Origin of the sequence: Corynebacterium limaceinasi, from assembly GCF_046717465.1 — a bacterium.
GTDB lineage: Bacteria > Actinomycetota > Actinomycetes > Mycobacteriales > Mycobacteriaceae > Corynebacterium.
Map to the genome: position 1 here is coordinate 1,866,748 of NZ_CP177100.1, position 14,044 is coordinate 1,880,791.

The following is a 14,044-nucleotide window of genomic DNA, read 5'->3' on the forward strand; positions in this document are numbered from 1 at the left end:
ATGAAAACAGGAAGGCACTTCCAGCGGGCGGTTTCGGCGCGAAACCGTACTTACGCGGTAAGCTAGAGAGGAACTTTTGCTCGCATAGGATAAAGGGGAATTAGTCAATAATGATCCAATTCGTCTTCGGCGCCGCCGCAGGGTACGTATTTGGCACCAAAGCGGGCCGCAAGCGCTACCACCAAATGAAAAGCGCCTACCAAAAGACCGTCAACTCCCCCGCCACCAAATCCGCGGTGCGTTCCGCGCGCAAGATGGTAGCCAACCGCCTGGATCCCGAGCCACGCATGCGCGAAATCCACGACCTTTCCGAAAAGCGCCGGGGCAAAGGCAAGGCTCGCGGGAACCAGGCTCCACAGGCAGACCGGATTTATGAACCCGATGAGGATTAAAACCTTTCCCCGTTAGCCCTTCCCCGCGCAGCACCTGAACTAGCGCTCGAGTGCCTGCCCGGGGATTTTATATACCTGGCGTACCGCGAAAGGCGCGGTCATTTAACTCGCGGCGGGCCTGCTCCAAGGCAATGAGGTCCGCGAACAGGGAGTTATAGCCGGCCTCATCATCGGTAGGCCGCATCCGGCCCAACTGGGCTTTCAGCTGTGCAATCTGATCGCCCACGACGGTTTCCTGCAGCCGCGAGAGTACGGAATCCGCATATTTTTCTGCGCCTACGTCCGTGGGCAGGATGGCCTCGACTGCCAGCTCGGAGACGAAATTCCTTCCCGTCAGATCCTGCATTTCCCCAGCAACGGCGGCAATCCAATCCACCCCGGACATAGTGGCGCCCTTGTCTGCCCCGCCCACTGCGGAAATCGCCTGCCGGACAATGCGGTAGGCGTCGTTGGTGTAGGCATCGGCAGTAATGCCATCAAAGTACGAGCCAACTACCTCCGGCATCTGCAAGGCCAACTTTAGCGCCTCCCGCTGCGGCCACAGATGGGTCTCCTTCGGGCTGGGCGGATGGATCATGGGCACATCCTGCTGCGCCGGCTGCGGCTGTGCATTATCAAAGCGGCGTATCGTCGGCTTATCCGCCTTCTTCGGTTTCTTCGCCTCCGCGCGCACTTGGCGGAGCACCTCTTCCGGATCGTTCCAGCCCACCCAGCCGGCAAGCCGGCGGGCGTACTCGCGCTGCAGGGGCTGGTCCCGGATTTGCGCGACGATGGGCACCGCCCGCCGCAAAGCCTGCAAGCGGCCTTCGGCAGTATCAATCCGGAAATCAGCAATAACCGACTGAATGACGAATTCAAACATGGGGATGCGGTCTGCCACCAGATCGCGCACCGCGGCATCGCCCTTTTCAAGGCGCAGATCGCACGGGTCCATGCCGTCTGGCGCCACAGAGACGAAGGATTGTCCGGTAAATTTCTGCTCCCCGTCAAAGGCACGCATCGCGGCCTTCTGTCCCGCCTCATCACCATCGAAGGTGTAGATGAGCTCGCCGTGGAAATAGGAATCATCCAGCATGAGCCGGCGCAGCACCTGCAGGTGCTCCCCACCAAAGGCCGTACCGCATGAGGCCACGGCAGTCTTAATGCCTGCCGCGTACATGGCCATCACATCCGTATAGCCTTCCACCACCACAGCTTGGTGTCCTTCTGCGATATTGCGCTTGGCCAAATCCAGCCCAAAGAGCACCTTGGACTTGTGATAAAGCATGGTCTCGGACGTATTCATGTACTTGCCCAGCTTGTCATCATCAAAGAGCTTGCGCGCGCCAAAGCCAATGACGTTGCCGGAAAGATCCTTAATGGGCCACAGCAACCGGCGGTGAAAACGGTCAATGGGACCGCGCTTGCCCATCTTGGAAATGCCGGCCGCCTCTAGCTCTTCAAAGGAAAACCCCATGCGCAACAGGTGCTTTGTGGCGGTGTCCCAACCTTCTGGGGCGTATCCGCACTCGAAATCATAAATAACCTCGCGGCTAAACCCGCGGTCCAGCAAAAAATTGCGCGCCGTTGCCGCCTCCGGGGTTTCCAGCTGCTTCCGGTAGAACTCGTGCACCGCCTTATTCGCAGCGATTAGCCGCTGCCGAGTACCCGGCTTCTCATTGCGGGCACCGGTCGAGCCGCCCTGGTAATTAATGTGGTAGCCGATCTTCTGCGCTACGGCTTCCACGGCCTCCGGAAAAGAGACCTGTTCCATTTCCATTAGGAAGCTGAATACATCGCCGCCTTTTCCGGTGGAAAAACAGTGATAATAACCGCGCTGCGGGCGGACGTGGAAGGACGGTGTCTTTTCATCCTTGAAAGGGCTCAAGCCCTTCAAAGAATCATGCCCTGCTGGTTTGAGCTGCACATATTCGCCTACAATTTCTTCTAAAGGCGCGCGTTCACGGATAGCTTGGATATCACTGTCCGGAATTCTGCCCTTTGCCATGGCTACAGACTACCCCGCCCATTTATCGGATGCTTAACTGCCAAAGCCAGGATGGTCGCATTGGGCGGTGCCACTCAACAAGTACACAGAATCACCGTGTTTTACCCACATGTGTGGCGGCCTCTCCCCGGGTATTCCCACCCCCGTGACGGGGCAATTTTGAATATTGGCCTTGACACGGTGGACGTTTATGTTTTCGAGATATTTCCTGCAACAATAGGGAGCATGTCCAAGTCCAAAGCGTCTAAGAAATCGCTTCCAGTGGCCCTTGGTGGACTCGCCATCGTCGCAGGTGCTAGCTACTTCGGCTTCGACCTCGGCGGTGATGAGGATGCAACGTCGACGGATGAGACCTGCGCTATTTCTTCCCTTCCCAGCGAGGCCGAAGAAACCGCAGGCGATATTCTCGCCGGTGGCCCCTATGACTACCCCGACAATGACAATTCCCATTTTGGCAATTATGAAGGCGTCCTCCCCAAGCAGGCGCAGGACTACTACCGCGAGTACACGGTAGAAACCCCTGGCAGTAACCATCGCGGTTCGAGGCGCATCGTCACCGGCGGCGGCACCGAAACCGACCCCGATGTGTGGTACTACACCGACGACCATTACCAAACATTCTGTTCTATCCCGGACGCAGAGGACTAATAGTGCACCGCATTTTAATTACGGAACCCATCCGTACCCGTACGGATTTCTTCAATGCCTTAGGACGCACCCATGGTTGCGTGGATTGTGGCCCGCGCAGCCTAGAGGATCTAGCTAAATTCCTACGCGAGAATGAGGTCTCCACCATCGTCGCAGCCAACATGGAAATGGAATTGGATGACTTCGCGGCCATCGCGGCCATCGCCCAGGATGAAGGCGTTAGGCTCGCACGCTAATAGCTACTCTGCAGATGCTGACATTCCGCGATGCTATAGGTCCACTGCAATAACTGAGCATTGCGCGCCCTCAGATATCACTTTTCCGCCTCAAAAATAGCAGCAGAGGTTGCACTTTTCGCGAACACCAGCGCCGAAGTTCCTCCGAAGGAGCCCCACGGCCTGCATAGCTACTAGTCCAAGAACCCCGAAAGGTCAGCGCTTCGGCGGGCAAGCCGCTCGAGGCGGGATTCGGTCATGGAAGCGATCTGATCAATGATGGCGCGGTCGCGAGCGGCGTCGGTATCGGCCTGCTCCCACCACAGGCGGAAAGTGGCATCGAGCGAACCGGGCGCACCGGCAACGAGGTAGTCGTAGACGCGGTAGATGCGTTCGCGCTGGCGGTCTTGGCGCGCTAGGTGCGCTGGTTCATCCATTACATAAAGCACAGCAATCGTCTTGAGGAGCTTGACCTCTGCCTGCGCCAAGGGCGGAACGTGCAGGTCACCGTGCATGCGGCCGAGCGTATTGGCACTGATAAGTTCGGCATTCGCCTCCGAGGTGGCACCGATGGTGGCGCCCACATAGCGTCCCACCAGCTCAGAGGTCATCTTTTTCAGCTTGGCATAATCGCGCAGGGTGTAGTCGAAATTCCCAAGAGCGTTGATGACATCGAGGTTGCGCAGGCTATCGGCGGCTTCCAAGAGCTCATCGGCAGTTCCGCCAAAGGCCTCGGCGCCCTTTTCTGCAAGGTGGGCTAGCTCCACCAAATCCCACAGCACGTTCAAGGAAATGCGCTGGGAGATGATGCCGTCTTCCACATCGTGCACGGAATAGGCAATATCATCGGACCAGTCCATGACCTGGGCTTCGATGCACTTTCGCTTATCGCTATGGCCTTCGCGCAGCCACGCTAAAAGGTCAGCGTCCTCATCATAAGCGCCGTATTTGCGGTTGATGGTGCCATCCGGATTGGTCTTGGTCCAGGGATATTTGCACGCACCATCGAGCGCGGCCCGGGTGAGGTTGAGGCCAAAGCTGTAGGCGGTGCCATCGGCGTCCTCGACTAAGACCTTGGGTTCGAGCCGCGTGAGGATGCGCAGGGTTTGCGCATTTCCCTCGAAACCGCCCTGCGCGACCTCATTAAGGGCATTTTCGCCGTTGTGGCCATAGGGCGGGTGGCCGATATCGTGGGTGAGCCCGGCCATGTCACAGAGATCCGGATCGAGTCCGAGGCCTGCGCCGATGCCGCGGGCGATCTGGCCGACCTCGAGCGAGTGGGTAAGCCGGGTGCGCGGGGTATCGCCATCGCGTGGGCCTACGACCTGAGTTTTATCCGCCAATCGCCGCAGAGCAGCCGAGTGCAAAACGCGGGCGCGGTCGCGGGAGAATACCCCGCGGTGTTCTTCAATATCGCTAATCGTGGATCCCTTGGGCCGTTCTTCGGCCAGCCGGGCAAAATCAGCTGCAGCATAAGAGTAAGACACGGCGTTTTAGTCTATTCCCCCTGCGTGCGGTCTGCGTCTTTATTTTGCATCGTTTCGTGCCGCAGCTTCTGATTCGGCCGCAGCATCAGCTCGATGCGGTACAGGCGCCTTTTCCAGGCACGCGCGCACTGGGGAGAAACACTGCTGGCGAGCCCAATATAAAACAGCCCGCCGCATTCGTGTGCGAGGTAGCGCCACCAAGGCTTGGACAAGCGCCGAGCGGGATAATAGGGTGTGCCAGAAACTTGAGCGTTGAGCCCTTCCTGCTTGGCGATGACCCACGTGCGCAACCTGTGCAAGGGATCGGTGACGATGATGGCATCGGCAATGCCGTGGGCATCGATAACTGCTGCTAAGGACTCGCGCGTATCGAGTCCTTCCTCCACGGCGGATACCTGCAGCCCAGGGAAGTTCTCGCGCAGGTAATCGCGCGCGACCCCGGCCTCGGTAAATCGATCCCCGGGCAGCTGGCCGCCGACGGTTATAACGGGCAGGCCGCGGGAGGTGGCCAGCTCCCCGGCATGGCGCAGACGCCCGGTTAGGATGCGGGAGGGGCGGCCATCGTATTGCGCGGTGCCTAAAACAACGACATATTTCACAATACTTCCCACCCTACTTCCTGCGAAGGAGGTTCTCCGGATTGGGCGTTCGGGCAGGTAGAGTTGTGGGCATGAATCTTAGTGCACGAATCGGCCGCGCTACCATCGCGGCATTTTTGCTCGGCTGCACCTCCATTGGCGCAGGCCAGGCCTTAGCCGCGGAGACCACTACCATCGCCCAAGCCCCGGATACGGCGGCGGTGACGGATAGGGTAAATGATGAGGCAGGGGTCTTAAACACCGAGGAAATTAGGGAGATCAATGAGAAGATTACCCAGCTACAAAAAGACCAGTCGCTCATCATCTTCGTTGTCTTCGCAAACGATCTAGGCACTGATCCGGAGAGCTATGCGCGCAACATCGTCAACGAGAAGGGCCCGAATTCCGCGGCCTATGTCGTTGGTGTGAACGAGCGCCAGGTGGGCGTGCAGACCGGCGATCAATGGCCCGAAGGCCGCCTGGATCAGATGTACGATGCCGCCTATAGCAAGCTCTCCGCCGAGGAATACGGCGCTTCTGCGATCGCACTCGCCGATGCCGCCCTTGGTAACTCCAGCTCCTCCGATTCTTCTGGCATGGCCTGGCTGGGCGGTGGCGCCGCCGCCATCGTCGCTGCAGGCGGTGGCATTTGGTACTACTCGCGCCGCAGCACGAAGAAGAATCAGGCTAAGACATTAGAGTCCGCCCGCGAAATTGCGCCAGAAGATACCGATCAATTAAACCGGCTACCGCTAGATACCTTGGATAAATTGGCCCAGGAAGAGTTGGTCTCCACGGATGAATCCATCCGCCGCGGCAAGGAAGAGCTCAATATCGCCCTGTCTGAATTCGGGCCCGAGCGCACCCGCCCGTTTACCAAGGCGATGAATCATTCCACCTCTACCCTGCAAAAGGCCTTCAAGATTCGCCAGCGCCTCGATGATGCAGTTCCGGAGTCCCAGGCCGAGCGCCGGCAAATGTTGGTAGAAATCGTCTCTACCTGCGGCCAAGCCGATGACGCCCTAGATAGCCAGGCAGAAGAGTTTGCCCGGATGCGAGACCTGCTGCTGCAAAGCGACTCTAAGTTAGACGAGCTCACCCAGCGCACCGTCGGGCTGCGCACCCGCCTGCCGGGCGCCGAAGGTACCCTGAAAAAGCTCCAAGAGGACTACTCCGCAGAGGTCCTATCCTCCATTGCGGATAACCCAGAATTGGTGAGCGCCTCCCTCGATGAGGCGGAAAAGCTCCTGGACCAAGCCCGCGAGGTGCAAGGTCAGCCTGCCGGCCAACAGGGTTCGCTCGTGGGGCTTATCCGCGATATCGAGCATGCCACGGAGGTCACCGATAGGCTCCTGACCGGTGTAGAGCACGCCGAGGAGAATATTTCCTCCGCGCGCCGCAATCTGGGCGCGCTCATTACCGAGGTCGAGGGCGAAGCCGAGGAAGCCCGCGAACTGGAGCGCCAAGGCAAATCCCAGGGAACCCAGGCGGATTGGGAGGCCCTCGAGGAGCTGCTTAAGCGCGCCTCTGCCGCGGTCACTGACGCCAAGCAACAGGGCGATACGGATCCCTTGGGCCAGCACACCGCCCTTATGAGCATCGATACCGAGCTTGATGAGGGCCTCGACCGCGTGCGGGAAAAGACCTCCACTCACGCGCGCCAGCTCGAGCTTTTCCACCAGCAAATGTCGGTGGCGGAATCCAATATTCAGGCCGCCGAGGATCTCATTTCCTCGCGCGGGCGCATCGTTGGTTCCGGCGCCCGCACCGCGCTTGCCGATGCCAAGCGTCTCCACGCCCAAGCCCTGCACACCCAGCGCAGCGATATCCGCGGCGCTCTGCAATCCTCCCGCGAAGCCGTTGCCGCAGCGCAAGCCGCCTTGCAACGGGCCAAGGATGATTCCGATGAGTACCGCCGCCAGCAACAACGCCAGCAGACGAGTTCTGCGGCCGGCAATATCATCACCGGTATGGTCTTAGGCCAAATCTTGGGCGGCGGTGGCCGCGGCTTCGGCGGTGGTTTCAGCGGAGGCGGCGGCAGCTTCGGTGGCGGCGGAGGAGGATTCTCCGGCGGCGGTGGCGGAGGCGGTTTCCGCGGCGGCTCCTTCTAAGCGGGGCTCCCCTTAACCGCGGCGCAGAAGGCCTGCTTTGTTGGCGCTTAGCCGCGCACGATGCGCGGTGTGGCATCGACAAGCAGGCAGCTATAGCTCAGCACCACCGCATCCACGTCCGGAAGGCCATTGTTATCAGAGGCCGCGACTTCCAGGCCATTGCCCCGCGGGGTAAGGCGCGCAACTTCGGTGCCCTCCGCGCTACCATCTTCGGCAAGGGCCACGATGCGGCGCTGCTTGCCAAAGATGGCGGAGCGCTCCAAAAGGTAGTGGGCATCTCCGCAGGTCGCGCGCAGGCGCGTGACGGTCAATCCCGCCTGCGAGACTTCACTATGCTTCACGGCACCGGAATCCGCGCCGCGGCTGGCACGCGGCCGGGCCCGCAGGAAAAAACGCGGGGAGGCGGTTGCACCGTCCAAAGACGTCTCCACGTCAAAAAGCATATCGGGGCGTGCGGGATCCCCGGAAAGCGCGCCGGCAATGGTCAGTACTCCATCTCGCACCCAGGCGATGTCGGTTCCGCGTACGTCGCGCAGGGTATTTCCGTTCCACTGCCACGGCATCGTTCCCGCCATTAGAAGATGAGCACCGCCAGCAGGGCAACGATGGAGGCCAACACCAGCGTGATGATCCATACCAACGCGGAATTTTTGGTGTTCTTTTCCAAAATTGCGCGGGTGAACCAGCTCAGGCCGGCGATCTCGGCGGTGCTTAGACCCTCCGCATCGTCTTCGAATTCCAAGATGGCCTTGCGCACACCAGAATTCTTGGCGGAAAACTGTGCCACCTTGTTGTCATCGACGTCATCAATGATCCAATCGCCGCTATTTTCATTGACGTAATGAAAGGTGCGGCCATTGAGCGAGGCCTCCAGCCGCTTATCGCGGCCGAGGCGGCCGGCGAGGCGGTAGACGGAGCCATCATCAAGCGTGACCGAAGCGCCCAGATCGCTGACCTCAACGCGCCAAAAATTGCCGTCCACCTCGGCGGAATGCTCCGCAAAGACGCCTAGGCGCTCCGGCCCTTCCTCAGCGAGGAGGACGGGCTTTTCGCGGTCGGAGCGATCCCAGCTGGTGTAGTGCATCTGCTTAGCATCCAATCAGGCGCGCGGAGAGGTAGGACTCAAGATCCTCAATCTTTACGCGCTCTTGCTCCATGGTGTCGCGCTCGCGCACGGTCACGGCGTTATCCTCGAGCGAATCGAAGTCGAAGGTGACGCAGAATGGCGTACCGACCTCGTCTTGGCGGCGGTAGCGGCGGCCGATGGCGCCGGAGACGTCAAAGTCCACGTTCCAGTAGGCGCGCAGCTTATCCGCGAGCTCGCGGGCCGGGGTGGACAGCTCCTCCTTCTTGGACAACGGCAGGACGGCGACCTTGATGGGCGCCAAGCGGCGGTCCAAGCGCAGAACCACGCGCTTGTCGGTGCCGCCCTTAGCGTTCGGCGCCTCTTCCTCGTCGTAGGCATCTACCAGGAACGCCATCATGGAACGGCCCAGGCCGGCGGCCGGCTCGATGACGTACGGAATCCAGCGCTCGTCATTGGCCTGGTCATAGTAGGACAGGTCCTCGCCAGAGCCCTTATCGTGGACGGACAGGTCATAGTCGGTGCGGTTGGCCACACCTTCCAGCTCGCCCCACTTGGAGCCCTTGAAGCCGAAGGCGTACTCCACATCCACGGTGCGCTTGGAGTAGTGCGAGAGCTTTTCCTTGGGGTGCTCGTACAGGCGCAGGTTTTCTTCCTTGATGCCCAGGTCGGTGTACCACTTGTAGCGGTCATCGATCCAGTACTGGTGCCATTCTTCGTCCTCGCCCGGCTTGACGAAGAACTCCATCTCCATCTGCTCGAACTCGCGGGTGCGGAAGATGAAGTTACCAGGGGTGATCTCGTTGCGGAAGGACTTACCAATATTGGCAATGCCGAATGGCGGCTTCATGCGCGAGGAGGTCATCACGTTCTTGAAGTTGATGAAAATGCCCTGTGCGGTCTCCGGGCGCAAGTAGTGCAGGCCCTGCTCGTCATCGACTGGCCCCAGGAAGGTCTTCAGCAGGCCAGAAAAGGCCTTCGGCTCGGTCCAGTCACCCGGCTGGCCGGTTTCCGGATCGTTGATATCCGCTAGGCCGTTTTCTGGCTCGTGGCCGTGCTTTTCCTCGTAGGCCTCGATCAAGTGGTCGGCGCGGTAGCGCTTACCAGTGTGGCGGGATTCCACCAGGGGATCAGTAAAGACCTCCACGTGGCCGGAGGAGACCCACACCTGGCGCGGCTGGATGACGGAGGTATCCACACCCACGACGTCGGGGCGAGATTGGACCATGTGGCGCCACCACTGGCGCTTGATGTTTTCCTTCAACTCCACACCGAGAGGACCATAGTCCCATGCGGAGCGGGAACCGCCGTAAATCTCACCCGCCTGGTAGACCAAGCCGCGGCGTTTACACAGATTAACAACGGTATCGATAAGGGATGCCATGGTTGTAAAGGACTCCTCTGGTAGGGGACAGTCGTGACAATCTCATTCAGTTTAACCCTTTTCGCCCATCCGTAGTGCGATCAGGGGGGTGCAAATTTAAATCGGTTAATGTACAGGTAATGACCAACTTGAGGTAATATAGTAGTGGTCGACAGATAATAGATACCGTATTGAAGGTGCCCACTCCCTATGACGACCGTTCAATTAGCATTTAATAACTCTGCGGCCGCAAGCGTTATCGCGGCCCTCGATTCCCCGCTGCGCATTTCCATTATTACCCGCCTAGCGGAGCGCGACCATTACGTACACGAGCTGGTAAAAGCCACTGGCAAGTCTCAGCCACTGATTAGCCAGCACCTGCGAGTACTTAAGCAGGCAGGGATTGTCAGCTCTGAACGCAATGGGCGCGAGGTGACCTACTCTCTGGTCGCACCGGAGGTTTTAACCCTTTTGGAAGACGCGGCGAAAATCGCCTCTTAATAACAGGTCTGCATATAAAGACGATTTATTATAGCGCTTGTTGAAAAAGAGTTGATAATATGAATGTCATGTCCATTCATGAGAGTATCCCCAAGCTCGGCTCGCGCAATACTAAACAGCGCACCGCGGTTGTTGAGGTCCTGCGGGACATCGACAAGTTCGCCTCCGCCAAGGAAATTTATCACCAGCTCCAAGAGCGGCAAGAAAAGGTCGGCCTCACCACCGTCTACCGCACCCTACAGTCTCTGTCCGATATTGATGCCGTAGATGCGCTACACATGCCCAATGGCGAGACCCTGTACCGCCATTGCGAAACCGACGCGCACCACCACCACTTGGTATGCACCAAATGCGGCCGCACCGAAGAAATCGATGGTGGCCCCATTGAAAAGTGGGCTTCGGCCGTAGCTACCGAGTACAACTTCGAGCTTACCGGCCACGACGCGGAGATCTTCGGCGTGTGCTCGCAGTGCGCCGCCGCACAATAATCACGCGCGCTGTTTTTAATCCCCTATTTCCCTACTTCACGGCACCGAAGCGGCGATCGCGGCGGGCATATTCCTCAATAGCGGCAAAGAGATCCTCTGGGGTGAAATCAGGAAATAGCTTGTCCTGATAAATCATCTCAGCGTAGGCAGACTGCCACAATAGGAAGTTCGAAGTGCGCTTCTCACCGGAAGGCCGCAAGAATAGGTCCACGTCCGGCATACCGGGATCATAAAGATGCTCTGCGACGGTGCTTTCTTTAATATCGCGCGGGCGAATCTCACCAGCGGCGACCTTTTCCGCAATCTGGCGCACGCCATCGACCATTTCCGCCCGGCCGCCGTAATTCACGCACATGGCCAGCGTCATTTTCGTATTATTTTTGGTCAATTCTTCGGCGGTCTCGAGCTCTTTAATTACCGAACGCCACAGGCGCGGGCGTCGGCCCACCCACACCACGCGTACGCCACGCTCATTGAGCCACTCTCGCTGCCGACGCAGCACATCGCGGTTAAAGCCCATCAAAAAGCGCACCTCTTCCGGGCTGCGCCGCCAATTTTCAGTAGAAAACGCATAGGCCGAAAGGTACGGGACACCGGCGGCGAGGCAGGCATCGACGACATCGAGAAGCACCGCCTCTCCCCTGCGGTGGCCTTCCGTGCGTTTCATGCCCTTTTCCTGGGCCCAGCGGCCATTGCCGTCCATCACCAACGCAATATGGCGCGGCAGCAGCTCTTCCGGGATAGTCGGCGGGGTCAGGCGGCGAGAAGGATCTGGGGTAATCACGGACTACAGTTTACTGTTCCATCACCTGTAATGCGGACACATTTCGCTCCATGTGCCACTGCAGGTGCGCCCGCGCTAGCCGATGCCCCTCCTGCCGCTGCGCATTCGTCGGGTCCGTCGGGTAGCCGTGTGCCAAAAGCCACAAGTGGTGCAGGGTTTCCGGATCCACCTCCGCAGCACCTGGCGGCCGGCATTCGTGGCAAGCGGCGCCGCCGACGGCCGGGTGAAAGGCGTGGTGCGGGCCGGGGCGCTGGCACTGGGCGCAATCAAAGAGGCTCGGCGCCCATCCGGCATGCGCCATGGCCTGCAATAAGAACGCATCAAGCGTTTGTGTCGGCTCATCGGTTTGCAATTGCTCGAGCGCAGCTACGCCTGCGTTGTAGAGGTACGGGTCGCCGTCGCCATCCGCGTAGATGAGCCGCTCCGCCGATTCCAAGACCGCGCAGGCGGCCGTATAGCGCTCGTAGTCTTCAATGAGGCGCGCGCCAAAATAATTTACCGTATCTGCCTGGGAAATCGTGGCCAGGTTCTTTCCCACATACAGCTGAACATCCAAATTGACGAAGAGCTGCAGCCGCGATCCAAAGCGGGATTTTGCCCGGCGCACGCCCTTGGCCACCGCACGCACCAACCCATGGTTTTGGGTGAGCAGTACGATGACGCAGTCGGCTTCCCCAAAATCATAGGAGCGAATGACCACGGCGCGGTCGCGATAATTTTCGCGCATGGCCTTTTAGAACCCGAGCCTGCCCAGCGACTTGGCATCAGATTGCCAGTTCTTCAGCACCTTGATGCGCAGATCCAGGTACACGTTCTGGCCCAGTAGCTCCATGATTTCCTTGCGGGCATTGCCCACGATGCGGCGGAAACGCAGGCCATCTTTACCCTCGATGATCCGCTTTTGCCCTTGACGCTCCAAGTACATGATGGCGTGAATATCCAGCACTCCCTCACGCGTGCGCGAAGGCAGCATTTCATCAATCTGCACCGCAACCGAGTGTGGTAGCTCTGCCTTCAGGCCAGAGAGCGCAGCCTCACGGATGAGTTCTTCGATGCGCTTTTCTTGCCCCTCATCCGTGATGTGATCATCCGGGTAGAACTTCGGGCCCTCCGGCAAGTGCTCCACGATGACCTGCACCAAGTCATCCAGTTGCACGCCCTTTTTACTAGAAACCGGAATCACCACGGCCTCCGGATCTTCTTGCGCCAAGAGCTCGTGCAAGGCCAAAAGCTGCGCGCCCACCTGGTCCTTAGAGGCTTTATCCAGCTTGGTCACGATGCCGATGATGGGGGTCTTCGGCGCAATCGAGCGCACATTATCCAGGATCCACCGGTCACCCGGACCGATCTTCTCATCAGCAGGAATGGTCAAGCCGATGACATCCACATCCGCATACGTTTCTTTAACCACTTCATTAAGCCGCTCGCCCAACAAGGTGCGGGGGCGGTGCAGACCCGGTGTATCCACCACGACGACCTGTGCGTCCTCGCGGTGAACCAGACCGCGGATGGTGTGGCGGGTCGTTTCCGGCTGGTCCGCGGTAATGGCGATCTTTTGGCCCACCAGCGCGTTGGTCAGCGTGGATTTACCCGTATTCGGGCGGCCCACAAAGGATACGAATCCAGAGCGGAATCCTTCTGGGGTATCCGTGTACTGCGAATAATCTAACGGAGCTGCCTTCTCCCCGGCGGCTTCCGGAGCAGCATCATCGGGGTCATCTGGCAGGCCCTCGAATGCCGCATCAAACTGTGTATCAATGTCAGAACTCATTACCTGCAATGATAACCCACCGCACCAAAATCTCCGATTGTTTCACGCGCTAACAAATCTGCAGGCTAAGCTAAGACCGTTCTCTCCTCCTCGGTGTATTTCTCACCGCTTCCTGAAAGGCACTCCGCCATGCCAACCGAGTTTCCCCTACTGCTCCTGGGCGCTCTTCTCACCATTTCCATTAGTGCCTGTTCATCCCCTGATGCTGGCCCTTCGCCTTCCGAAGAGGAATCCACAAGTACTTCTACTAGTTCATCATCCAGCTCATCTAGTGCGTCCTCTTCGAGCAACGTTGCACAATCCACTACTCAAGAGCCCACCTCCGAAACCCCAGCAGAGCCAGAAGCCCAAGTAGCAACTGAGGAGTCAGGCGCACAACCACAAGCGGCAGCCGCTGAGCCAGAGCTGTTGTACTGCGAAATGGGCCTTGGCGCAGTCGGGAGATTTTCTGATGGCTCTTCGCACCAAACTGAACTGTGCAATACCCCTGCACTCCAGCGTTCCGTGCGCGCAGAAGGAGTATGCGGTGGCCTTAATGGATACTTGCTTTATCCAGACGAGTGGCCAGAACTTTGCAACGGCGGCGCTCCATATTCGGGACCGCCGCAGGGTGGAGCCTCGTCAGAATTCTATGA

At 59.0% G+C, this 14,044-nt stretch carries 15 protein-coding genes; 6 read left to right on the forward strand and 9 right to left on the reverse strand.

What is annotated here, in order from left to right:
• The first annotated feature begins 110 nt into the window (after positions 1-110).
• Positions 111-392: a hypothetical protein gene (locus tag ACLI1Q_RS09065; RefSeq protein WP_023023385.1), complete on the forward strand. Its 282-nt coding sequence runs from the start codon at positions 111-113 to the stop codon at positions 390-392.
• 67 nt (positions 393-459) lie between these two features.
• Here ACLI1Q_RS09065 and dnaG read toward each other — a convergent pair whose 3' ends face one another.
• Positions 460-2,379: a DNA primase gene (dnaG, locus tag ACLI1Q_RS09070; RefSeq protein WP_239268593.1), complete on the reverse strand. Its 1,920-nt coding sequence runs from the start codon at positions 2,377-2,379 to the stop codon at positions 460-462.
• A gap of 225 nt (positions 2,380-2,604) precedes the next feature.
• On the opposite strand from dnaG, the gene ACLI1Q_RS09075 reads away from it, so the two are divergent.
• Together ACLI1Q_RS09075 and ACLI1Q_RS09080 are read left to right on the forward strand one after the other, a co-directional pair.
• Complete coding sequence (locus tag ACLI1Q_RS09075) at positions 2,605-3,027, forward strand: ribonuclease domain-containing protein (protein WP_239268595.1); 423 nt, start codon at positions 2,605-2,607, stop codon at positions 3,025-3,027.
• A gap of 2 nt (positions 3,028-3,029) precedes the next feature.
• Complete coding sequence (locus tag ACLI1Q_RS09080) at positions 3,030-3,263, forward strand: hypothetical protein (protein WP_005284161.1); 234 nt, start codon at positions 3,030-3,032, stop codon at positions 3,261-3,263.
• A 173-nt stretch (positions 3,264-3,436) separates the two neighbouring features.
• Here ACLI1Q_RS09080 and ACLI1Q_RS09085 read toward each other — a convergent pair whose 3' ends face one another.
• Together ACLI1Q_RS09085 and ACLI1Q_RS09090 are read right to left on the reverse strand one after the other, a co-directional pair.
• The gene (locus ACLI1Q_RS09085) at positions 3,437-4,729 is read right to left on the reverse strand and encodes a deoxyguanosinetriphosphate triphosphohydrolase (RefSeq protein WP_239268597.1); all 1,293 of its coding nucleotides are present in this window, start codon (positions 4,727-4,729) and stop codon (positions 3,437-3,439) included.
• 11 nt (positions 4,730-4,740) lie between these two features.
• Positions 4,741-5,328 carry a YdcF family protein gene (locus tag ACLI1Q_RS09090; protein ID WP_239268599.1) on the reverse strand — a complete coding sequence of 196 codons (588 nt, stop codon included), beginning with the start codon at positions 5,326-5,328 and terminating at the stop codon, positions 4,741-4,743.
• Between the two features lie 71 nt (positions 5,329-5,399).
• On the opposite strand from ACLI1Q_RS09090, the gene ACLI1Q_RS09095 reads away from it, so the two are divergent.
• Positions 5,400-7,418, forward strand: coding sequence for a TPM domain-containing protein (locus ACLI1Q_RS09095; RefSeq protein WP_411696964.1), 2,019 nt, complete (start codon positions 5,400-5,402; stop codon positions 7,416-7,418).
• Between the two features lie 47 nt (positions 7,419-7,465).
• Here ACLI1Q_RS09095 and ACLI1Q_RS09100 read toward each other — a convergent pair whose 3' ends face one another.
• Genes ACLI1Q_RS09100 through ACLI1Q_RS09110 form a run of 3 tightly spaced genes read right to left on the reverse strand, consistent with a single transcriptional unit; the run spans position 7,466 to position 9,886 of the window.
• Positions 7,466-7,981, reverse strand: a complete 516-nt coding sequence (locus ACLI1Q_RS09100) for a hypothetical protein (RefSeq protein WP_239268603.1) — start codon at positions 7,979-7,981, stop codon at positions 7,466-7,468.
• A gap of 11 nt (positions 7,982-7,992) precedes the next feature.
• A complete protein-coding gene (locus tag ACLI1Q_RS09105) occupies positions 7,993-8,502 on the reverse strand; it encodes a hypothetical protein (RefSeq protein ID WP_239268605.1) in 510 nt (169 codons plus the stop codon).
• A gap of 4 nt (positions 8,503-8,506) precedes the next feature.
• On the reverse strand, positions 8,507-9,886 hold the full coding sequence (locus tag ACLI1Q_RS09110) for a glycine--tRNA ligase (protein ID WP_239268607.1): 1,380 nt from the start codon (positions 9,884-9,886) through the stop codon (positions 8,507-8,509).
• A gap of 189 nt (positions 9,887-10,075) precedes the next feature.
• Here ACLI1Q_RS09110 and ACLI1Q_RS09115 point away from each other — a divergent pair, with 189 nt between their 5' ends.
• Both ACLI1Q_RS09115 and ACLI1Q_RS09120 read left to right on the forward strand, forming a co-directional pair.
• Positions 10,076-10,366, forward strand: coding sequence for an ArsR/SmtB family transcription factor (locus ACLI1Q_RS09115; RefSeq protein ID WP_005278104.1), 291 nt, complete (start codon positions 10,076-10,078; stop codon positions 10,364-10,366).
• A gap of 68 nt (positions 10,367-10,434) precedes the next feature.
• The gene (locus tag ACLI1Q_RS09120) at positions 10,435-10,854 is read left to right on the forward strand and encodes a Fur family transcriptional regulator (protein WP_370657781.1); all 420 of its coding nucleotides are present in this window, start codon (positions 10,435-10,437) and stop codon (positions 10,852-10,854) included.
• Positions 10,855-10,885: 31 nt separating this feature from the next.
• On the opposite strand, the gene ACLI1Q_RS09125 is transcribed toward ACLI1Q_RS09120, so the two are convergent.
• Genes ACLI1Q_RS09125 through era form a run of 3 tightly spaced genes read right to left on the reverse strand, consistent with a single transcriptional unit; the run spans position 10,886 to position 13,409 of the window.
• Entirely contained in the window at positions 10,886-11,638 is a 753-nt protein-coding gene (locus tag ACLI1Q_RS09125; RefSeq protein ID WP_239268611.1) for an isoprenyl transferase, read from the reverse strand.
• A gap of 10 nt (positions 11,639-11,648) precedes the next feature.
• Positions 11,649-12,365 (reverse strand): DNA repair protein RecO, encoded by a 717-nt coding sequence (recO, locus tag ACLI1Q_RS09130; protein ID WP_239268613.1) that lies wholly within the window; start codon positions 12,363-12,365, stop codon positions 11,649-11,651.
• 6 nt (positions 12,366-12,371) lie between these two features.
• Positions 12,372-13,409 carry a GTPase Era gene (gene era / locus ACLI1Q_RS09135; protein WP_023023416.1) on the reverse strand — a complete coding sequence of 346 codons (1,038 nt, stop codon included), beginning with the start codon at positions 13,407-13,409 and terminating at the stop codon, positions 12,372-12,374.
• Positions 13,410-14,044 lie beyond the last annotated feature (635 nt).

Coding starts and splice junctions, on each gene's coding strand:
- ACLI1Q_RS09065 (WP_023023385.1), top strand. CDS start 111: ATGATCCAATTCGTCTTCGGCGCCGCCGCAGGGTACGTATTTGGCACC.
- dnaG (WP_239268593.1), bottom strand. CDS start 2,379: ATGGCAAAGGGCAGAATTCCGGACAGTGATATCCAAGCTATCCGTGAA.
- ACLI1Q_RS09075 (WP_239268595.1), top strand. CDS start 2,605: ATGTCCAAGTCCAAAGCGTCTAAGAAATCGCTTCCAGTGGCCCTTGGT.
- ACLI1Q_RS09095 (WP_411696964.1), top strand. CDS start 5,400: ATGAATCTTAGTGCACGAATCGGCCGCGCTACCATCGCGGCATTTTTG.
- ACLI1Q_RS09100 (WP_239268603.1), bottom strand. CDS start 7,981: ATGCCGTGGCAGTGGAACGGAAATACCCTGCGCGACGTACGCGGAACC.
- ACLI1Q_RS09105 (WP_239268605.1), bottom strand. CDS start 8,502: ATGCACTACACCAGCTGGGATCGCTCCGACCGCGAAAAGCCCGTCCTC.
- ACLI1Q_RS09110 (WP_239268607.1), bottom strand. CDS start 9,886: ATGGCATCCCTTATCGATACCGTTGTTAATCTGTGTAAACGCCGCGGC.
- ACLI1Q_RS09115 (WP_005278104.1), top strand. CDS start 10,076: ATGACGACCGTTCAATTAGCATTTAATAACTCTGCGGCCGCAAGCGTT.
- ACLI1Q_RS09120 (WP_370657781.1), top strand. CDS start 10,435: ATGTCCATTCATGAGAGTATCCCCAAGCTCGGCTCGCGCAATACTAAA.
- recO (WP_239268613.1), bottom strand. CDS start 12,365: ATGCGCGAAAATTATCGCGACCGCGCCGTGGTCATTCGCTCCTATGAT.
- era (WP_023023416.1), bottom strand. CDS start 13,409: ATGAGTTCTGACATTGATACACAGTTTGATGCGGCATTCGAGGGCCTG.